This is a genomic window from Hahella ganghwensis DSM 17046, assembly GCF_000376785.1.
GTDB lineage: Bacteria > Pseudomonadota > Gammaproteobacteria > Pseudomonadales > Oleiphilaceae > Hahella > Hahella ganghwensis.
On the sequence record NZ_AQXX01000132.1, the window covers coordinates 64298 to 84435 of the forward strand.

General features: G+C 49.6%; 19 protein-coding genes. 9 read left to right on the forward strand and 10 right to left on the reverse strand.

What is annotated here, in order from left to right; translation table 11 throughout:
* Positions 1-25: 25 nt before the first annotated feature.
* A complete protein-coding gene (locus F566_RS0122050) occupies positions 26-1156 on the forward strand; it encodes a succinylglutamate desuccinylase/aspartoacylase family protein (RefSeq protein WP_020409209.1) in 1131 nt (376 codons plus the stop codon).
* A gap of 119 nt (positions 1157-1275) precedes the next feature.
* A complete protein-coding gene (locus F566_RS0122055; RefSeq protein ID WP_020409210.1) occupies positions 1276-2823 on the forward strand; it encodes an FAD-binding domain-containing protein in 1548 nt (515 codons plus the stop codon).
* Positions 2824-2829: 6 nt separating this feature from the next.
* On the opposite strand, the gene F566_RS0122060 is transcribed toward F566_RS0122055, so the two are convergent.
* The 6 genes from F566_RS0122060 to F566_RS0122085 form a co-directional block, all read right to left on the reverse strand.
* Positions 2830-3156: a hypothetical protein gene (locus tag F566_RS0122060; protein WP_020409211.1), complete on the reverse strand. Its 327-nt coding sequence runs from the start codon at positions 3154-3156 to the stop codon at positions 2830-2832.
* 139 nt (positions 3157-3295) lie between these two features.
* Positions 3296-3988 (reverse strand): response regulator, encoded by a 693-nt coding sequence (locus F566_RS0122065; RefSeq protein WP_020409212.1) that lies wholly within the window; start codon positions 3986-3988, stop codon positions 3296-3298.
* Positions 3985-5367 carry an ATP-binding protein gene (locus F566_RS0122070; protein ID WP_169334458.1) on the reverse strand — a complete coding sequence of 461 codons (1383 nt, stop codon included), beginning with the start codon at positions 5365-5367 and terminating at the stop codon, positions 3985-3987. The genes F566_RS0122065 and F566_RS0122070 overlap by 4 nt, the downstream gene beginning before the upstream one ends.
* Before the next feature lie 233 nt (positions 5368-5600).
* Entirely contained in the window at positions 5601-6038 is a 438-nt protein-coding gene (locus F566_RS0122075; RefSeq protein WP_020409214.1) for a hypothetical protein, read from the reverse strand.
* Positions 6039-6080: 42 nt separating this feature from the next.
* Complete coding sequence (locus F566_RS0122080; protein WP_157496995.1) at positions 6081-6521, reverse strand: hypothetical protein; 441 nt, start codon at positions 6519-6521, stop codon at positions 6081-6083.
* Positions 6522-6558: 37 nt separating this feature from the next.
* Positions 6559-7101 (reverse strand): flavodoxin, encoded by a 543-nt coding sequence (locus F566_RS0122085; RefSeq protein WP_026180225.1) that lies wholly within the window; start codon positions 7099-7101, stop codon positions 6559-6561.
* Positions 7102-7311: 210 nt separating this feature from the next.
* Between F566_RS0122085 and F566_RS0122090 the strand changes: the two genes are divergently transcribed.
* A complete protein-coding gene (locus F566_RS0122090) occupies positions 7312-7518 on the forward strand; it encodes a hypothetical protein (protein ID WP_020409217.1) in 207 nt (68 codons plus the stop codon).
* A gap of 424 nt (positions 7519-7942) precedes the next feature.
* On the forward strand, positions 7943-8941 hold the full coding sequence (locus F566_RS0122095) for a glutathione S-transferase family protein (RefSeq protein ID WP_020409218.1): 999 nt from the start codon (positions 7943-7945) through the stop codon (positions 8939-8941).
* A gap of 55 nt (positions 8942-8996) precedes the next feature.
* Here the strand turns inward: F566_RS0122095 and lpdA are convergent, their stop codons facing one another.
* From lpdA to F566_RS0122115, 4 genes are all read right to left on the reverse strand, one after another.
* Entirely contained in the window at positions 8997-10424 is a 1428-nt protein-coding gene (gene lpdA / locus F566_RS0122100) for a dihydrolipoyl dehydrogenase (protein WP_020409219.1), read from the reverse strand.
* A gap of 307 nt (positions 10425-10731) precedes the next feature.
* Entirely contained in the window at positions 10732-11115 is a 384-nt protein-coding gene (locus tag F566_RS0122105; RefSeq protein ID WP_020409220.1) for an MmcQ/YjbR family DNA-binding protein, read from the reverse strand.
* Between the two features lie 24 nt (positions 11116-11139).
* Positions 11140-12927, reverse strand: a complete 1788-nt coding sequence (locus tag F566_RS0122110; RefSeq protein WP_020409221.1) for a hypothetical protein — start codon at positions 12925-12927, stop codon at positions 11140-11142.
* A gap of 157 nt (positions 12928-13084) precedes the next feature.
* The gene (locus tag F566_RS0122115; RefSeq protein WP_020409222.1) at positions 13085-13789 is read right to left on the reverse strand and encodes an SIR2 family NAD-dependent protein deacylase; all 705 of its coding nucleotides are present in this window, start codon (positions 13787-13789) and stop codon (positions 13085-13087) included.
* A 259-nt stretch (positions 13790-14048) separates the two neighbouring features.
* On the opposite strand from F566_RS0122115, the gene F566_RS0122120 reads away from it, so the two are divergent.
* The 5 genes from F566_RS0122120 to F566_RS0122140 all read left to right on the forward strand — a co-directional run bounded on the left by F566_RS0122120 (position 14049) and on the right by F566_RS0122140 (position 20128).
* Entirely contained in the window at positions 14049-14831 is a 783-nt protein-coding gene (locus F566_RS0122120) for a glutathione S-transferase N-terminal domain-containing protein (RefSeq protein ID WP_020409223.1), read from the forward strand.
* A 94-nt stretch (positions 14832-14925) separates the two neighbouring features.
* Positions 14926-16326, forward strand: coding sequence for a class II fumarate hydratase (locus F566_RS0122125; protein ID WP_020409224.1), 1401 nt, complete (start codon positions 14926-14928; stop codon positions 16324-16326).
* Between the two features lie 84 nt (positions 16327-16410).
* Positions 16411-17472 (forward strand): hypothetical protein, encoded by a 1062-nt coding sequence (locus F566_RS0122130; RefSeq protein ID WP_020409225.1) that lies wholly within the window; start codon positions 16411-16413, stop codon positions 17470-17472.
* Between the two features lie 24 nt (positions 17473-17496).
* Positions 17497-18375 (forward strand): Tll0287-like domain-containing protein, encoded by an 879-nt coding sequence (locus F566_RS0122135; protein WP_020409226.1) that lies wholly within the window; start codon positions 17497-17499, stop codon positions 18373-18375.
* Between the two features lie 349 nt (positions 18376-18724).
* Positions 18725-20128, forward strand: a complete 1404-nt coding sequence (locus F566_RS0122140) for a serine/threonine-protein kinase (protein ID WP_020409227.1) — start codon at positions 18725-18727, stop codon at positions 20126-20128.
* Positions 20129-20138: the final 10 nt, after the last annotated feature.

The following is a 20138-nucleotide window of genomic DNA, read 5'->3' on the forward strand; positions in this document are numbered from 1 at the left end:
GGATGAATACAGAAAAGAGGGCATTATGCGTTCTGAACGTCTGGCATTGATGAGTCCATCACCCGGTACTCATCGCGAGTTGTTGGTATACAGGTTTGGTAAAGCGGGAACCGGTCCCAAGGTCTATATTCAAGCAGGCCTTCATGCGGATGAATGGCCCGGTCTGCTTGTGGTACAGCATCTTTTACCCTTGATATCAGAAGCTGAAATCCAGGGCCGGATCAAAGGTGAAGTTGTGGTGGTTCCCTACGCCAACCCTATAGGTATGAGTCAGAATGTTTTCGGGTATGTAACTGGTCGTTTTGATCTTACCGGAACAGGCAATTTTAACCGCAATTTTGGTGATCTATACCAGGATACCTACCGTCAGGTCGATGGTCGATTGGGGGCGAATGCACAGGATAACAAACAACTGGTGATTCAGGCCCTCAAGAATACCGTGGCCGACTTGCCATCCGATAATGAAGCGGCAGCGTTGAAGAAAATTCTGTTGGGATTATCGGTTGATGCGGATTATGTGCTTGATCTGCATTGTGACGATCGGACCAGCGCCCATGTTTACTGTGTTGATGTTCAACATGAAACGGCGGTTGCTTTATGTCAGCGACTGGGTTTCCGTTATCTGTTCACCGAAGACTTGAATGGTATTGTTGCTTTTGATGGCACGCATCTGCAGCCATGGCACTGGTTGCAAAAAGATTTTCCGGATGCCGGGCTGCAAATGCCTCCGCTGGCTGTCACTATCGAGTATCGCGGACAGATTGATGTGGAAGATTCGATGGCTGCGGATGATGCCGGAAAGCTATTCGGATTTCTGATGGACCAGGGCATCATCGCCGGTGACGCCGGAGCAGCTTCGAAGACAGAGGTCTGGGTAAGTTCTCTGCAGGCAGTGGATACCGTATTTGCTGAAGCTGCCGGTCTGGTTTTATATAGTCTGCCACTGGACACCTGGGTGAAGAGAGGGGATATCTTTGCTGAAATTGTGCTGTTGGATAGTGAACCCAACCAGCGTATCCCCATTCGGGCCAGGACGGACGGTTATCTGATGGGATTAAGTCATCGCCGCTTAGTTCGTCCCGGTGACCAGATAGCCAAAATAGCCGGCCAGGAACCGTTGTCACATCGAATTCCCGGAAATCTGCTGCAACTCTAAAGATCAAAAAACGTCAACGGACCCTAAAAGGAGGTTTATTTGCCTGTTTCAGGGTTGTGGGATAGGGTGTCACTGTTTTTCTTGTTTTCAGTCGTTGGCCAAATGAATAAGGAAGATCAGTGACTTTATCGGTAGTTTGGTTTAAGCGTGATCTACGCATTACAGATCATGGCCCACTTCGTTCGGCGGCGGCAGAAGGTCCGGTATTGCCAATTTACGTTATTGAGTCTGAGTATTGGCAACAGCCTGATACCAGTCTGCGTCAATGGCAATTTATTCGAGAGTCACTGGAAGAGCTGAATGATCAGTTGCATAAGCTTGGACAACCGTTATGGGTTGTGGAAGGCGATGTTGAGCATGTGCTGGAAGAGCTTTATGAACACCATGGACAGTTTAATCTGTTCTCTCATTATGAAGTGGGAAACCAATGGGTACGGGAACGGAACCAGCGGGTAGCTGCTTGGTGCCGTTCGAAAGATATCAACTGGGCTCAATCACCCAGTGACGGGGTATTCAGTGGCTGTAACGGACGGGCGGACTGGAATCAACGCTGGCAGGCCTACATGTCTTCGGATTTACTACCGGCCCCAGCCCGTCTGCCATTTATTACCATGTCACCCCTGCGCCCCGAAATCTGGCCGGATGAACTGGGCGCTGATTCAACACCCTGTGCTGGTCGTATACACGGAGGCCGTCGCAGTGCTATCGAATTGATCACGGGCTTTCTCAAACAACGAAGCCGGTTATACAAGCAAAACCATGAAGACTGCCTGTTGGCCAATAATGTCTGCTCGCACCTGGGCTCCCACCTGACCTACGGTACGCTGAGTATGCGAGAGGTTTTTCAGCAAACCCGCAAGGCTCATCGACATTATAAAACCAAAGGTGACGATGACTGGGCTGCCTCATTGATGACATTCGTTTCGCAACTCCTGCGGCGCTCTCACTGTATGCAGCTTTTTGCTGATGAACCGGATATTGAGCATCGCCCACTTCATGTTTCCTATGAAGGTCTCTATCCGGGCAAGCCGGATAAGCAGCGGTTAACGGCCTGGATGTTGGGTCGTACTGGATTTCCATTGATTGACGCCGGAATGCGCAACCTGCGCCGGCAGGGATGGGTGAATCAGCGGATGCGGCAGATTTTGATTTCCTTCGCCTGCCAGACAATCTGGACGAGTTGGCGAGAACCGGCGCTGTATCTGGCGCGTATGTCGACGGATTATGAGCCGGGGGTTCTTTATCCCCAGGTCCAGATGCAGTTGGGGCTGACAGGGATTCATCCCTGGAGTTTTGAAGATCCGGTCAATCTGGCCCAGAAACTTGATCCGGAAGGCCTCTATATCAAAGCAGAATGTCCGGAGCTTTCAGAACTTGAAGGACAGGAACTATTTCAGCCTTGGCAGTTAAGCGAGGCGCAACAGGTAATGATGAGTTGTCATCTGGGCAGCGACTACCCTGCCCCTGTGGTGGAACCGGCAACTGTTACGGCAGTGGTTCAACATTATCAGGACCATCTCAGGTCTCGGTATGATGCCGGAGAAACCCAGAGAATCCTGAAGCAGCATCGACACCCCACACTGGAGCAGAAACTGCCGGTATTGGCACTGTCCGGAGAAGAATCTGCCCAAGGATATGTGGAATGTCAGATGCGCGGGAGACGGTAACAGAAATCAGGACTCTGCTTCTTTTTCGCAATGACCCCGCATACCTTTGTGGCCAGATTCACCACGGTGTTTATGTGACTCCATTATTGCCTGTTGTTCCGGGGTCAGAACCTGTGCCATTTTGGCCCGGGTATCCTCTGCAACGGTGTGGTGTTGTTGGCGGCTTTCTTCCATGATTAACTGGACTTGTTGCTGTTGGGTTTCGGTTAATTGAAGTTCTTCCGTCATTCGTTCCAGTTTACGCTCATGACGTTCACCCGGTTGGGCAAGAACGAGTGCACTGACGCTGAGGGTTGCTGCAGTAATAGCGGCGACGAGGATTGAACGTTTCATAGGTAATCTCCTTTTGTTTGACAGGGTCAGATTAGAATCAAACTGTGCAAACAATATGGAGAAGGCGGGTAGATAGCGCCTATTTAAATTACATTTTCTTTATCTGTGTGAGATGCCATGGCGTCAAAATGTCCTGGCATCAGTATTCAAGCTTGTAACCGGCACCGTAGACTGAACGGATGTATTCCTGGTCTGGTGAAGCCTCGTTGATTTTCTTGCGCAACTTCTTGATATGACTGTCGACCGTACGATCACTTACGACCCGGCCATCTGAATATATCAGGTCCATCAGATGATCCCGGGAAAATATTCGGCCGGGCTCCTTCATTAACGTTTTCAACAGGTGAAATTCGATGGTCGTCAAGGTGATGAGTTGTTGATTGATTTTAACCTGCATCTTTTCATGATCAATATCGATGGGCCGTGACAGATCAGCAGGATTGCGGTGATAGCGCCGCAGAATTGCCTTTATTCTTGCAACAACTTCACGGGGACTGAAAGGTTTGCAGATATAATCATCCGCTCCCAGTTCCAATCCAAGCAGACGGTCGATTTCTTCCACTTTGGCGGTGATCATCACGATCGGAGTGTCTGAACTCTCGCGCACCGTCCGGCAAATAGTATAGCCGTCGGTTCCGGGCAACATCAGATCCAGAAGTATCAGCTCTGCGCGGTGATTCTGCAGCCAGGGAAGAACTTCATCGCCATGCTCTATACAACAGGTTTTGAACCCGCTTTGTTGCAGGTAGTCTCGCAACAGTGCTGAGAGTTTTGGTTCATCTTCGACAATTAAGATGGGATCAATATTGGTCGGGCTTTCTGTGTTAGTCATGGTTGTTTCCGTGGCAATCTGATTCTGATCAGCAATCCGCCGAGTTCACTTTGCAATGCTTCTATATCACCCTCGTGCGCTTTGACGATTCTTTGGCAGATCGCCAGGCCGAGCCCTGACCCACCGGTTTTGCGGTTACGGGAACCTTCAACCCGGTACAGATGATCAAACAGGTGGGGCAGAGACTCCTCAGGTACTCCTGGCCCTGAATCTTCCAAGGTGAGAATGACATATTGAGCGTCTACTTCAAGGGATAGTTTTACCTTGCCCCCTTCTTCCACGTACTTGGTCTCGTTAGTAAGAAGGTTGCCTATCAATTGCTGTAATCGGGCACTGTCCGCTGTAACCGTTACTTCCTGCGGGGGGATGTCGAGAATAAGCTCCAGCTTTCGCTCACTCAGAAGGCTGAGGTAGCGGTTTGTGGTTTCCTGTAACTCCTGGCAGAGGTCAACGTCTGACATCTGATAACGTAACGCACCGATGTCGGTATTTGTCAGTTGATAAAGGTCATTAACCAAGCGCTCCAGTTGAGTTACCTCCTGATGAAGTGAGTTCAGGTTACCCGGCTCCAGTGGCCTGACACCATCCTGCATGGCCTCGATTTCCCCCTTCACAATGGCTAACGGGGTACGGAGTTCATGGGAGGTATCGGCAATCCAGCGCCGCCTGGTTTGTTCGTTATCTTCCAGGGTTCGTGCCAGCAGGTTGAAATCATGTCCCAGCTGTGCCAGTTCATCCTTGCCTTTTGGTCGCAGCCGGGTTGCGTAGTCCCCTTTGGCCAGTCGTCGGGCACCTGCGGCCAGTTTCTGGATCGGACGAACAAATTGTTTTGCCAGTCCGGTGGCCACAATCAGGCTGATCAGAATCCCGGCCAGTGTTGCCCATAGCAGGGATTGGCGCTGGGACTCCCGAAAACTCAGATCGTTGGCTTCAAATAGATTTCGGCGTGAGGGTATGGCCAGCCATCCTACGGTGTTCTGGTCGACGTCAATGGGAATCAGGGTAGGATCAGAGAGCTTTTTCCCGACAACGGGAATCATCCTAAGGTCGAGCACGTGAAGCTTTAAGCGGCGTCCTGGGGGGCCTCTGTGCTCATGGGATTCGGGTGGACCTGGAGGCCTGAGATCGCGATAGACGAGAGGGTTCTCAAGTATTTGAAAAATCGGGGCCGGATCACGCCGAAGTGTTTCCCAGTTGCCATATTGTTTATAGAGAGACTGTAGACTCTGTAAGATGACCTGATGGCGTTGCTGTTCCCGCCGATAAATATAGTCTTTGAAAGTGCTGTCGAATCGCCACTGCAATAAACCCAGGATGGTGACCAACACCAGTGTTGTGGATATCAATAAGGCAGTGAATAGCTTGGTTCGAATGCGCATGAACAGACTGTCTGTGAAACACGGGAGATGAAGTATGGAAACACTCAACATACCCGTTTTTCTCAGATTGAGTAAGGCAAATTGTGCAACTTCCTAAATTTTTCCTTATTCTGTTCCACCCACAACCCGTTCACCCGGACTAGTAGCCTTTTATTGAGAACATGGCTGTTATTGCCAAAAGTAGTATATCGATGAATGGATTCACTTGATCCGAGATGGTGATCAGGTTGAGGCTATGCTGACTGTGGTGCTCTGATTGCCGTTGTTCCAATTGATCGTGCAGGCGCCTGTTTCAGCAGGTCAGAGACGCTGGCGCTGTGTCTTCTGATAAAGTTCAGCCATTCAAAATGCCATAGTTTCTGGCCACGCATTACTGCATGAGAGTTGTCCTCACATTGTGCGGACAGTCTGATTTCATCCAGAAAAACCTTGGCTGCAATGAAAAGATCAATAGCCGCATGGTAATGATGGAGAGACTCGTAGCAGTCAATGACATTGAAATAACTGATCAGAACTGAGGCTATGGCGTTGTCAGGCGCATCCGGGAACCTGCTATCAAAGGTGGCCAAAGTGACCTTCAGAGCTTTCTGATGCTGTTCAATGGCTTTTTGATAAGCCTTTTCCCTGTAGGCTTGTTTACCCTGTGTCGTTAATTTTTCCCACTCTTCCATTTGTGCTACCTCAGTCGTCATTAACGGGTGGCTGACACTGAATCAGTGCATGACTTGCGGACGGTCACTGATCATCTGATGCCATTGATACATCCAGTGATTAACGGTGCCTAGTGCATTGAAGGTGACTTCCTGTACAGGCTGAAGGTTAGTCTCAATCTGATGGCCCCCGGATACTTCCATGAGCCGGGATTGAATGACGTTGTAGAAATTGGCGGTATCATCTCGATGCAGACTGTTTCTTAAAGCGTGCATGAACTCGACCGCTGTTTGTACGTATCGATCCAGAGCAGTAACGCCGCTATTTTGCTTAAGCATGATGTCGGAAATTTCCAGGGCATTGCCGTAAAAAAGAACGGCTTGTTCCCAGGCATTGTCGGTCACGAATTCCCGTGCTTTTCGGATTGTGTGATGCCAGCTCCTGATCGCGTGAAGCGGGTCTTCCATGATTTTGGCTTTGTGTTTGTTGCACATGAATTTCATTGTGGTCTCGCTTTTTTTTATCAGACAGTGCAAGTAATCAGGCAGCACATGCCTGCTTGAACTCACCGATGATTTGATTAACCCAGGAATGAATCCGTTTGTCCGTCAGGTCAAATTGCTGATCCTCATCTATCGCCAGACCGCAAAACAGGCTTCCTTGCTGGATTGTCGCCAGAGAGGCGCTGAAGTCGTATCCCTCCGTGGGCCAGTAACCAATCATCCAGGCCTTTGTCTTCAGTAGTCGTTCATAAAGCCAACCCATGGCATCCAGAAAGTAATCGCCGTAACCAAACTGGTCTCCTAGTCCATAAAGTGCAGCAGTTTTTCCCTGCAGGTTCGTGACCAGAAGTTCGGGTTCAAACTCTTCCCAATCCTGCTGGATTCCACCAAAATCCCAGGTTGGTATTCCCATGATGATCAGATCAAACTGTTCGATGACTGCAGAGCTCGCTTCCGTGACATTGACCATCTGAACGTGGATGCCATGTTTTGCGAATTCTTCACAAATCCTTTCGCCAACTTCTTCTGTGTTTGATGTATCAGTACCGTAGATAAGACCAACGTTGGCTGACTCAATCATTTCCCTGTACTCTGCGTATGAATTAACCCAAATGATAATCATTATCATTTGTGTCTGCAATATTCTATATCAAGCAAAGTGGAGAGTTGTGAATTGGTCAGCCCAAAGAGCGCATACTCAACGGTGTAACCCGAAAGCAGAGAACAGAAGTGATAGAGGCACAAAAGACCGCATTTGCGGTCTTTTGATTGTGGGGTTGGTGGATCGCGCGTGTTGAGTACACGGCTGTTTCAGGTTGAGTCAGAAGTCCTTTTCTGCGAAGTCAAAGATCCCCTCCTATCACTTCGATGGCGTCCTGAACCGGAATTTAAAGGCACGGTGTTGCAGACACATTCTGTGCGTAACGCAGAAATAAACTGGGAACTGAAAGGTTCGCAACTGGCGGTAGATAATCCGCAGGTGGCGGCTTGTGGGTAAAAGGGCTTGGTGTGCAGCATACTCGACCTATTCTTTTTATCGTTGGCAGCCATTCGTGGTGCATACATCCTGTATGGCATCTCTGACCATATATAGCCAAGTTGACACCCAAAGTACAGGATATGAACAGTGTGCTGAGAAGATTTAATTTTGAACAAACCAGACTGTAATAAGCGAGCAGGCTCTCCACTGGCTCTCCAATAGGCAAATCGATACTTCGAATTGGCTATTCTTTCGAAAAAATCGAGCAAAAAGACAGGAAAAAGGTGATTTTTATTCGATAAATGAATCTCTATTCTCCATTTTAACCAAGGCATAAGCCTGAATTTCTGTTCTCTGGCATCTAAAAGGCGTTCTTCGGATGTTGTGAAATTGACGGAAATTTGAACAGGTTCACAAGTGACAATCGATTCGGAGAAGAGATATGGGATTGTTGGTAAAGGGGAAATGGAAAGACCAGTGGTATGACACTGGGAAAACCGGTGGTAAGTTTGAGCGGGAGCAGTCCCAGTTTCATGGCTGGGTATCCTCTGATGGTAGTGAGGGGCCTGAAGGCCAGGTTGGTTTTCCCGCTGAATCAGCTCGCTACCATCTGTACGTCAGTTTGGCATGTCCATGGGCACACCGGACCTTGATATTCCGAAAGTTGAAGCAACTGGAAGACCATATCAGTGTATCCGTTGTTCGTCCTGAAATGCTGAGTAATGGTTGGACCTTTGATAACTCGGCCGGATTTCCGGACCACCTGTATGATTCCGAATTCATGCATCAGGTCTATACCCAGGCCAAAGCTGATTACAGTGGCCGCGTGACTGTGCCCGTATTGTGGGACAAGCGGCAGAAGACCATTGTGAATAATGAGTCTGCTGAAATTATCCGCATGTTCAATCATTCATTTAATCAGCTGACCGGAAACCCGCTTGATTTTTACCCGAAGCCTCTACGCCAGAAAATTGATGAAGTTAATGAATGGGTATATCACCGCATCAATAACGGCGTTTACAAATGCGGTTTTGCAACCACGCAGGCGGCATACGAAGAAGCCTTTGTAGCCCTTTTTGAGGCCTTGGATAACGTTGAATCAATTCTGGAAAGGCAGGCGTTTTTAGCAGGAGACTACCTAACTGAAGCTGACTGGCGACTGTTCACAACACTGGTGAGATTTGATCCGGTATACGTGGGCCACTTCAAATGTAATTTGAAACGGATTGCGGACTATCCTTCTATCAGTGCCTATCTCAGGCAGTTATATCAGTATTCTGGTATTGCGGATACGGTCAGTCTTGAACACATCAAAACTCATTATTATTACAGCCACACCACGATTAATCCGACCCAGGTAATCCCCAAGGGGCCAGAGCTGGATTGGGAGCGTTCGCACACAAGGCCGGCTGTTAAAATCTTGAGTGAAGGCGAACAATAGCCCGTATCTGTTGCTTACAGTACGGGCCAGTTCGCCGTAGATGGCGAAAGAAAGGTTACTTTTTCTTCTTGGCCATGGGGTTCGGTAAGTCGGTGATCGTTCCTGCTGCGAGTTCACCGGCCAGACCAACGGTCTCATGAAGCGTTGGGTGAGCATGGATCGTCAGTGCAAGATCTTCCACGTCTGCACCGAATTCAATCGCCAGACTCAGCTCACCGAGCAGTTCACCCGCGTTAATACCGACAATGCCAGCGCCGAGCAGGGTCCCGTCAGGCTTGTGAATCAGCTTGGTCTTCCCTTCGCTGCGATCTGCCCCAATTGCCCGTCCGGATGCTGACCATGGGAAAACAGCCGTTTTGAATTCGATACCGGCTTCTTTGGCTTCCTTCTCTGTCATACCTGTCCAGGCAATTTCTGGATTGGTGTAGGCAATGGATGGAATCACTTTGGGCTCGAAGGCGGCTTTGTGTCCGGCGATAACCTCGGCAGCCACATGACCCTGGTGAGTTGCCTTGTGCGCCAGCATCGGATTGCCTTCGATGTCACCGATGGAATAGATGTGAGACACATTGGTTCGCATTTGCTTATCGGCTGGAATAAAGCCACGTTCGTCAACGTAGATACCGGCATTTTCTGCACCGATTTTCTTGCCATTGGGGGAACGGCCCACTGCGACCAGAATTGCATCGTAAGTCTGCTTGCCGTCAGGAGCATTCTTGCCTTCAAAAGTGACTTCCAGTCCGGCTTTCTTTGCTTCCACGGCAGTTACCTTGGTGGACAGCATGACGTTGAAACGATCTTTGTTAAAGCGGGAGTAAACTGTGATCAGGTCTTTGTCGGCAGCCGGGACCAACTGGTCTGCAAACTCCACGACAGACACCTCGCTTCCCAGGGCTTCATAAACGGTTCCCATTTCCAAACCGATGATGCCGCCCCCGATGACCAGCAGGCGTTTGGGGACTTCCTTCAACTCCAGAGCTGAGGTTGAATCCAATACCCGTGGATCGTCGTGAGGGATAAACGGCAGCTTAACGCTCTGGGAACCGGCTGCGATGATGCAGTGATCAAAGGTTACTTCGGATTGTTTTCCGTCGTTATCCACGGTGATTTTATTGGGTCCTGAGAAGGAACCGTAGCCTTGAATCACATTGACCTTACGACCCTTGGCCATACCGCCGACGCCCTGGGTCAGTTTTTTGACCGTGTTATCTTTGAAAGCGCGGACCTTATCCAGATCAATGGACGGCTTGCCGTAGGTCACACCAATAGAGCTTGATGAATGTGCCTCTTCAATGACGGCGGCGACGTGAAGCAATGCTTTTGAAGGAATACATCCGACATTCAGACAAACGCCACCAAGCGACGGGTAACGTTCTATCAGTGTTACTTCCAGGCCCAGGTCAGCCGCGCGGAAAGCTGCAGAATAGCCTCCTGGTCCACTGCCCAGTACCACCACCTGGGAGTGAGTTGTTTGCCCTGCCATAAGTACTCCTTAATCGTGTGCTGTTAAGTTATGGGAAACGTAGGGATAGGTGCCGGAATCAACCGGATCCGGCAAAAACAAAACTATGTCAAAGGGTAGAACGCTAATCCTATCAGCGATAGGGGTCAATAGGATGTTGGTCGAGACTTTGGATTCTTTCCTGTTCCCGGTAGGAGCGTGCTACAGTTGTTGCCTGTATTCCCTGCCCTTATCCCCTTAATCAACAGGGCTGGGGAAAGGTAATGCGGACAACAGGCTGCTGTCGTGGAGAATGGACTGACGTTCTGTTCCCGGTGTGGCTGAGGTCTTATTCACGATAAAGTGCACTGGCGCCGTATTTCAGTTCCAGGGCATTCCGCTGACCTTTTTTCAGGCTTTTGACCACCAGCCCATAGGAGTGATCGATCATGCGTTCAATCTCCCCGGTTGGAATAGAGCCGTCGAGCACGACCGTGTTCCAATGTCGCTTGTTCATGTGATAACCGGGAATCACCGCAGGAAATATATCCCTCAGTGCCAGCGCCTGTTCCGGGTCACACTTCAGATTCATACGTCCTTCCCCATGGTCACGACTGAGGGTGGCAAACATTTTATCTTCAACCTTGAATACCATCACCTCAGGTCCAAAGGGGTAATCCTCCAGAGCTGAAGGCCTGCTCAACAGATATTGGTGAGCCTTATTGAAATCCATGTAAATCTATTTCCTTTTGAATGATCAACTTCTTGCCTTGCCGCTACGCTCTGTATGCTGGTCAAGGGCGTTTGCCATAATTCCGGCCAGGGATCTGATCAATACTTTGTGATCGGAGTTCTGAACTGGAATGTCGGCGATATTGTCTGTCTGATAGATCAGACAGAGCATGCCAATCTTTCTGCCACGGCGATTCTCCAATGGGAAGGTGGCGGCTTGCAGTCGGTCTGCCCCGAGGTGATTCAACAGTGACTCATGAGTTCCTGTAGTGGAAACCCTTTCATAGTTGATCTCCAATAACTGGTCTTCGTCTTCATGAAATGCTTTCACCAGTTCAAGGTCCCGGTCATTGATGCCCAGACGAGGGAAACTGTGATTGGACTTGCATCCCTGTTGCGTGCAAAAACAGGATGGGATCAGTTGTTCGGCATTATCGTCCAGGATGTAGAGCAACGCTCCCTGTGCTTTGCTAACGGCACTGACTTCAGCGGTCATTTGCTCCAACAGCCTTTGCGGGTTCTCTTCCTGGGCCAGAGTTTTGATCAGACGTATTAATTGCTGAATCATCCCGCGCATGAATTCGCTTACTGAGGCCAGGGTCTGTATGTCACGAATCGATGACGTCACACTGATGCGGTGGTCAAAGTTCATTTTCTGCAGTGGTTGTGTCTGTTCAGAAAGCTGACGTAGCGGGCGTGCCATCTGGTTGGCGATAAACAATGCCGCCGGAATGGCCAGCAGGACGATGGCGATAGAAATCAGCATGGACTGATTACGAATGGTGTATGCCGTCTGCAACAGCTCATGTTCAGGAGCCACAATCAGCAAATGCGCGGTGAAACCGACCAGTGTGATGGGGCGGTTCACGCCTATCCATCGTTGTCCTCCTGAGTCAAAAAAGAAATGGGAGTTGTTAGGTTTAGGGGACTGTTGGAAAAAATCGCTGATGACTTTGCTGTTGAGATCCGACAATTTCAGGATACTGAGGCTGTCAGGGCCGGACTCGACCACAATATTGTCGGGACTGAGGCTGGCGATCACCTCTTCATCATTGGTGTAGATCAGCATCTGCGAGGATGGGCTGACTTTATTTTTGATCAGGGTTTTTGACAATGACTCCAGAGTAATATCGGCGGCAAACACATTCCCGGAATCTTTGTCCTGGTGCACGACTGTGACGCCGACTTTACCAATAAAGTAATACAGGTAGGGGGAAGTGGTGGTGACATCCTGAGAGTAAACCGCCAGCCGGTACCAGGGACGTATGGTGGGGTTGTAGCTCGTGTACCCCATATCCTTTTCGCCGAGTAAAGCCAGGGAGCTGTCGAAGTAAAGGCGGGTGAATACCGGTTGTCCATCCACGCGCTCAATATTGTCCACCACATAAGAGGCCGTGTCAGGCGCCCCGAATCGTTTGAGCATATAGTCGCTGTCGAGGCGTCGGATGATAAAAAATTCCGTATCGCTGTATCCTACTTCCAGAGCTGTCACTTCCGGCTGAGCTTCCATTACTGAAACCAGTATGGGAAGTCGTTTCAGCCGGCTTTCCATATCCTGGTCACGGATGATGGGGGATTGACTCAGCAGGCGCACGGTCGTGGAAACGGGGCTATAGCTGAAATAGAAACTGTTGGTGGTTTCCCGGGCTATCTGGTCAAACAGTTCCTTGGATGAGCTGAGAAAAATGTCACTGGTTTTCTGGTGATGAAACCAGCCCTGGACAGCGCCAAATATCAACAGAAGAGCGACAAACACCATCGCCAACTGAACCTGAATGGAGAAACGGCGGGATTTTGTTTTTGCTGGATCCACTAAAGTACCTTATTGCCTTAAATGGGGGCAGACTTTCCTTATAGTGTAGTTGTGATATTGACGAGTACACCCTGTAATCCATTCGGTATGTATTTGATAACCTGTCATTATCCGATTATAACGAGACTCTATTTATGGGTTAACCCCGGTATTTGAATCAGTTGTCCGGACCACTTGGCGATACTTTCTCCTGTATTTCCCGAGCCCACTCAGGTACTCCTTCACAGGCTGTTTTGCGAATAATCCTCGCTCCTGTCACATCGAGATCCTCACTGGGATCTATCACCGTGATGGGAACATCGGGCGGTACATCATGGATCAATGCGGCAGCCGGATAAACCTGCAGAGATGTGCCCACTATCAGGAAGTGATCAGCCTGTCTGCAGATTTCTGCTGCGTTTGGTAATTCCGGGACAGACTCTCCGAACCAGACCACATGTGGCCGTAACTGGCTACCCTCTTCACAATGATCACCGAGCTGAATATCACCTTCGTCAAGTGAATAGATCAGGTCTGGGTTGCGACTGCTGCGTGCTTTATTGATTTCCCCGTGAAGATGGAGAACCCTGCTGGAACCGGCCCTTTCGTGGAGATCATCGATATTCTGAGTAATCACTGAGACAGTGCAATACTGCTCCAGCTCGGCAAGCGCCTTATGAGCCAGATTGGGCTGTGCCTGACGAGCCTGCTGTCTCCTGGTGTTGTAAAACTCCAGTACCAGGCCGGGGTCTGCACGCCAGCCGTCAGGGGAAGCCAGATCATATACACTGTATTGCTGCCAAAGGCCTCCGACATCACGAAAGGTCGGTAAACCACTCTCTGCGCTGATTCCTGAACCGGAAAGAACAACGATATGCTGCATAGGAATTGAACAGCCCCTTTACATCTTGTAAAAAATTGAATTGGCTCTGTTTTACAGGAGTGGAAAAATCGGATCAACGTTTTCGATAATGCTTGAATATCAAGTGATTTTACATGTAAGGAAGGTGGTACGGTTGGTAAACAGAGTAAGTGATATTGATCAACTTCCGGTAATTATCATTCAGGCAGCACTTTTACCTGGGATAGTTAATCGTTAATCTGATTTGCAGTATCTAATTTCAACCGACGGCAGATCTCCAATGTTTCCGAATTCCCATATTCGCAATGTGATTAACTCGACACTGGCTTCAACCACCCGTTTTTGGCGAGGGACATCCGGCAGTAAAAAAACTCAGCAACCTGAACACCTTCCCGAATTATATGACCGTGAGGGGTGTCCCAAGTGCAGATTGGTCAGGGAAGCACTGACTGAACTGAATCTTGATGCAATGATTTATCCCTGCCCGGAAGGTGGCAGTCGCTTTGCTGAAAAACTGGAATCTCTGTCCGGCGACTGCAGCGTTCCCTTTCTGGTTGATCCCAATACCGAAACCCGTATCAGTGGGGCCCAGGAAATTATTGAATATCTCTTTCTGGAATATCGAGGGAGTGAACCTCCCAAGCAGATTTCTGAAACAGCACTTAATCTGGTCAGCTCGCATCTGACGACTTGGGTACGTGGACTTAAGGGCACACAGGTGAAAGCTTCTCTGGCCCCTTCTAAACCCCTGACCCTATATAGTTTTGAATCAAGCCCTTTCTCTCGCCCGGTTAGAGAACGATTGTGTGAGCTGGAAATTCCCTACAGGCTGATAAACTTGAGCAAGCAGCAGTGGGCAGATATGGGGCCGGCGGGTCATCGCCTGCATTTGGGGAAATATCGTCCGCTGCCGGGATCTAAGCGGGAGCTGTTTCTACAGCAGCATGGGGAGGTTCAGGTTCCCTATCTGGTGGACCCGAATCATCAGACTGAATTGTTCGAGTCGGTAAGAATACTCCGGTATCTGGATGATTATTACGCCCGGTCCAGTTCGTCAGAGTGATCTTTTTCGGTCAGAACTGCTTATATCTATATGACAGAGTGACACAAATCACTGGTTGATTAAGGATATTCACCAAATTGAGGGATGATTCATTATGGTAGATTCCAGAGAGGCACCAAAAAGTCGCATCGAAAAAGACAGTATGGGTGAAGTCAGTGTCCCCGGATGGGCTCAATACGGTGCGCAGACGCAAAGGGCTATTGATAACTTCAGAATCAGTTCGCTTACCATGCCGGCAACGTTTATTGAGGCCCTGGCCATGATCAAGCTTGCAGCTGCCCGCAGCAATGGTGAGCTGGGGCTTCTTGATGAAGCCAGGGCTGAAGCGATTGAGAAGGCTGCTGTTTCCGTTATTGAAAAACTCCCCCTGGAACAATTTCCCGTTGATGTCTTTCAAACCGGTTCGGGTACCAGTTCCAACATGAACATGAATGAAGTGATTGCGAGTCGGGCCCAGGCTCTTTGTGCGGAGCCGGTGAATCCGAACGATCATGTGAACATGGGACAAAGCAGTAACGATGTCATCCCCTCGGCAATACATGCCAGTGCTGCAATGGCTTTGGACCAAAATCTGATTCCTGCAGTGGAGTCGCTGATCAGCGCCATTGAGGAAAAGGCCAGGCAGCATACTGATGTGGTAAAAACCGGAAGAACTCACCTCATGGATGCCATGCCGTTGACCCTCTCCCAGGAAATGGGTGGCTGGGCTCAGCAACTCAGAAACGCGATGGAAGGTATACATTTTGCGGTTCGTCAGATTGAGGCCCTGGCGCAAGGTGGCACGGCGATCGGAACCGGTATCAATGCGCATCCGGAGTTTGCAGATGTGTTTTCACGGCACCTAAGTGAGCTGTCTCAAATGACTTTCCGGCCAAGCCCTGATTTTTTTGCCAGTATCGCCGGACAGGAAGCCGCCGTTTGTCTCTCTGGACAATTAAAAACCCTCGCCTGTGCCATGCTGAAGATCAGCAACGATTTGCGATGGATGAATTCAGGGCCCTTGGCAGGTCTTGGAGAAATTGAATTGAAAGCACTTCAGCCAGGCTCTTCCATAATGCCGGGGAAAGTTAACCCGGTGATTCCCGAAGCCGTTGCTATGGCTTGTGCCCAGGTGATTGGCAATGACGCGACCGTTACCGTGGCCGGGCAATCGGGAATTTTTCAGCTGAACGTCATGCTTCCGGTCATTGCATACAACCTATTGCAGAGTATTGAACTCATGGCCAACAGTGCAAAGTCTCTGGCAGAGAAGGCCATTGAAGGATTTTCAGTCAGGTCAGAGAACCTGGAAAAGGCGCTGGCAATGAATCCGATTCTGGTCACGGCATTGAACTCGGTGGTCGGGTACGCCAAGGCCGCAGAAATTGCCAAACAGGCCTATCAGCAGCAAAGACCCATTCTGGACGTGGCGGAGGAGCAGACGGATCTGGACAGGGCACGTCTCCAGCAACTGTTGGACCCCAAAGCTCTGACGAAAGGCGGAATTCCTGACTGAACAGCCTATAATGAGTAAAAAGCTTGTGAATAATCAGGGTGTTGCTGACAATATGCAGCATAGTTACCCAGGGAATCTCTTTTCATGAAAATGACTCAATCCACGAAATCACGCTCCGTCACCCGCTCGTTGGTGTCTTCGGTAGCGTTATTGGCGCTTATGCAGGGATGCGCCACAAACACCTCTAATAGCAGCGCTGGTGGAAACTCGGCCAAGCCTTCTACGGATGGCTCCGAGTATGGAATGTCGGTAGCGACTTCGGAAACTGGTACGTCCGCGCCGTCTACTTCCGCTGATAGTAAACCGGAAGACCAAACTGCCACACAGACGAAAAAGCAAGTGGCTGTTGCCGAAACGAAGGAAACAAAAGTAATAGAGCCGGTGGAACCGGCGCCCAAACAGGTGAAACAACCCGCTCAGACAACCAAAACAAAGGTTACTAAAAAGAAGGAGTCGGCAGCCCCTCAAAAAAAGGCGGAAGTAAAGGTAGAAACCAAGAAAGCACCTGTTGCAGCTAAAACTCAGGAAAAAACGGATAAGAAAGCAGCAATTGCCGCAGATGCCGCAACCAAATCCTCTGCTAAGGTAGAGGAAAAGGCAGCCACTGCTAAATCGGAAGAGGTTAAAGTCGCTCTGGCTGAGCCCGGTACCTCTGAATCGAATTTGTCGGTGGTTGAGGATGCCGTCAGCGGCGACTCAGGTGAGTTTTCCATCACCGCAGCAGATCTGCCTTATCGCTTTGGTACCTGGACACTGGAACGAAACTGGGACAATCAACACCCGGACACCTGCCGACTGGTGAGCAGTAACCTCAAAATCAACGACGGTTACGATATGACCAATTTCCAGGCTGAAGTACGGAAAGACGAAATAAACATCTATACTGGTTCCAATATCGACCTTACCTACGAGAATTCAGGTATTCAGATAGATGCTCTGTCATTGGTTCCCTATTCCAATCTGATTGGAGACAGTAGTGCAACTGTCAAAGGCGATTTTACGGGAATGCTGGCCAATGCCGGTGAGCTGAGGGTTAGTGTTGGTTTCTGGCCAACCTGGCCGAAGACCGAAACCCAGCAGCTGGTTCTGCCTCTGGAAGAGATGCGCGTGGCAATACCGGCACTGCTTAACTGTAATAACTTATAACGAATATCACAGGAAACCCAGAGAATGACGTTACGTATCAAGTTCAACCTGGTGCTGGGCCTTGCCTCGCTTGCCGGGATTGCGCTGGCAGCAGTATTGGTTTATGACCTGCTGCAGAAGAACGCGCGCGATGAAGTGCTCGATAGTGCCCGGATAATGATGCAGAGTGCTCTGGCGGTGCGGGGCTACACCGTCGGTGAAATCAGACCGCTGCTGGCATTGCAGCAAAAGCGTCAATTCCTGCCACAGACAGTTCCTGCTTATGCTGCTCACCAATATATCAAGCAGTTGCAACAGGAGTACGATGAATACAGCTATCGTGAAGCGGCTCTCAATCCGACCAACCCCTCGGACAGGGCGGCAGACTGGGAAGCGGATATCATCAACTATTTCCGCAATCATGAAAGCGATAAGGAATTGATTGGAACCCGTCATACGCCTACTGGGCCCTCTCTGTATCTGAGTCGACCAATAAAGATCAAAGACCCGGGCTGCCTGACTTGCCATAGTCAGCCTTCTGCTGCGCCACAGACAATGATCGATAGATATGGGCCGTCCAATGGATTTGGTTGGAAACTGAATGAAGTGGTGGGCGCCCAGATCGTAACGGTACCGATGTCCGTGCCGCTGGAGCGGGCGGACAACACCTTCAAGGTGTTCATGTCATTGCTGATCGGCGTTTTCATTCTGATCGCGATCCTGCTCAACATTATGCTGGACTTTGTCGTTATCAAGCCGGTGAAGAAATTGTCAGAAAAAGCGAATGAAGTCAGCCTTGGTGCTCTGGAAGCGGAAGAAATGGCGGTAAAAGGAAATGATGAAATCTCATCATTGACCCAGTCGTTTAACCGTATGCACCGTAGTCTGGCCAATGCCGTCAAAATGCTGGACGAAACCGTCTGATCCCCTGGAGGGTTGTAGGTTTTTCCTGCAACCCTTTGTCTTTTCTTCAGAAACCAGTCACAACTTTTACATACTCAGGTGTTATCAGAGTGTTGATGCCTGATACTTGCCGTATCATATTGGTCATAATTACGAATTCTTACACTCTTATGTTTCGGGAAGGACTACACTAGGGTCTGTTGTCGTACCAAAAGCGTCAACAGACCCTAGTGTTCATCTGCGAGTGACTGGATGGAATTTGCAGGTAACACAGAAGTCGTAACCGTTAACCTTTCTTATTGTGCACTGAATAATCACATCAAACACTATGAGTAGCCGACCGCCATTTGAAACGATAGGAAAATATAAAGTGGAATCCACCATTGGACAGGGAGCCATGGGGGTTGTGTATAAGGGATTTGATCCGGATATTGAGCGGCCTGTCGCCATCAAGATGTTGCATGCTCACCTGATTATGCATGAGGACGACGTAGGATTATTGGCGCGATTCCGCCAGGAAGCTCAGGCAGCAGCGCGCTGTCTCCATACGAATATCGTGACCGTTTTTGATTACGGCGTCATCAAGAAATCGCCGTACATGGTGATGGAGTATGTGGACGGTATTGATTTGCGGTCTTTCCTGAAGGAAGGTTCCTTACTGACCATCAAGCAGATTGGTGATTTGGTCATCCAGGTTCTTGAAGCCCTCGATTACGCTCACATGAAAGGCGTGGTACATCGGGATATCAAACCGGCCAACGTGTTACTGCTGGAATCCGGCCACGTCAAAGTGACGGATTTCGGCGTCGCAAAACTGGATACATCTGAGCTCACCAATGTGGGTGATGTTATCGGGACTCCCAGCTATATGTCGCCGGAAGCGCTTCGAGGTGATCTGGTTGACGGCCGCAGTGATCTGTATTCCACCGCAATTGTATTGATGGAACTGATTTCCGGTAGCCGGCCCCAGAAGGCTGGCACACATTGGACGGTAGAGGAAGTCAGCCGGATAGTGGCCAAGAGTTCAGTATTACCTCCCCAACTGGATCAGGATTTCTGTGAACTTCTGAATAAAGCCGTTGCCGCTGAACCTAAAGATCGTTTTGCCACAGGGCAAGAGTTCGCGGCCCGTCTCAAGACTCTGATATCGCCGGATCAGGTCTATGTACCGGAGTTGAATGACCTGGCTGCAACGGTCATTCAGAGCAAAATTACCTTTTCTGATCGAAAGGCTCATCAGCCGGGAACTGAGAGCCATTTATCCAGTCAGAGTGGGTCACAGATTGCGCTCTCACCGGAAGTCTCCCAGATACTCAGTCAGTCCCTGGCGCCATTTCTGGGACCGGTGGCGAATCATATGATCAGAAATGCAGCTTCCAGTTCTGGTTCATTGCAGGAAATGATCGAGCGTTTGTCGAAGCATATACCTCAGGATAAAGAGCGACGCGATTTTATTAATACTCTGAATCAGACCGGTATCCGCTCAATGCCCCAGGAAACAACGGGCTCAGGCGCTTCAAGGATTACCACGATCGGATCTGTGGATAACAGCCGCCAGGGAGGCACGATCAGCTCAATGACTCTGAGCGGAGAAACCGTGCATAAACTGACTCGGCTGCTGGCGCACCATGTGGGTCCACTGGCGTCCCGTATTGTGAAAAAATCCCTGACGCAGGCCAGTTCTTTGGAGGAACTGTATCAGCAACTGGCGAAAAGTATTCCGGACGAATCGGAGCGTACCCAGTTTATCGTCAAGGCCAGGAAGTCCTTGTAGGCCAATAAAG

Coding starts and splice junctions, on each gene's coding strand:
- F566_RS0122050 (WP_020409209.1), top strand. CDS start 26: ATGCGTTCTGAACGTCTGGCATTGATGAGTCCATCACCCGGTACTCAT.
- F566_RS0122060 (WP_020409211.1), bottom strand. CDS start 3,156: ATGAAACGTTCAATCCTCGTCGCCGCTATTACTGCAGCAACCCTCAGC.
- F566_RS0122065 (WP_020409212.1), bottom strand. CDS start 3,988: ATGACTAACACAGAAAGCCCGACCAATATTGATCCCATCTTAATTGTC.
- F566_RS0122070 (WP_169334458.1), bottom strand. CDS start 5,367: ATGCGCATTCGAACCAAGCTATTCACTGCCTTATTGATATCCACAACA.
- F566_RS0122075 (WP_020409214.1), bottom strand. CDS start 6,038: ATGGAAGAGTGGGAAAAATTAACGACACAGGGTAAACAAGCCTACAGG.
- F566_RS0122080 (WP_157496995.1), bottom strand. CDS start 6,521: ATGAAATTCATGTGCAACAAACACAAAGCCAAAATCATGGAAGACCCG.
- F566_RS0122085 (WP_026180225.1), bottom strand. CDS start 7,101: ATGATTGAGTCAGCCAACGTTGGTCTTATCTACGGTACTGATACATCA.
- F566_RS0122095 (WP_020409218.1), top strand. CDS start 7,943: ATGGGATTGTTGGTAAAGGGGAAATGGAAAGACCAGTGGTATGACACT.
- lpdA (WP_020409219.1), bottom strand. CDS start 10,424: ATGGCAGGGCAAACAACTCACTCCCAGGTGGTGGTACTGGGCAGTGGA.
- F566_RS0122105 (WP_020409220.1), bottom strand. CDS start 11,115: ATGGATTTCAATAAGGCTCACCAATATCTGTTGAGCAGGCCTTCAGCT.
- F566_RS0122115 (WP_020409222.1), bottom strand. CDS start 13,789: ATGCAGCATATCGTTGTTCTTTCCGGTTCAGGAATCAGCGCAGAGAGT.
- F566_RS0122120 (WP_020409223.1), top strand. CDS start 14,049: ATGTTTCCGAATTCCCATATTCGCAATGTGATTAACTCGACACTGGCT.
- F566_RS0122125 (WP_020409224.1), top strand. CDS start 14,926: ATGGTAGATTCCAGAGAGGCACCAAAAAGTCGCATCGAAAAAGACAGT.
- F566_RS0122130 (WP_020409225.1), top strand. CDS start 16,411: ATGAAAATGACTCAATCCACGAAATCACGCTCCGTCACCCGCTCGTTG.
- F566_RS0122135 (WP_020409226.1), top strand. CDS start 17,497: ATGACGTTACGTATCAAGTTCAACCTGGTGCTGGGCCTTGCCTCGCTT.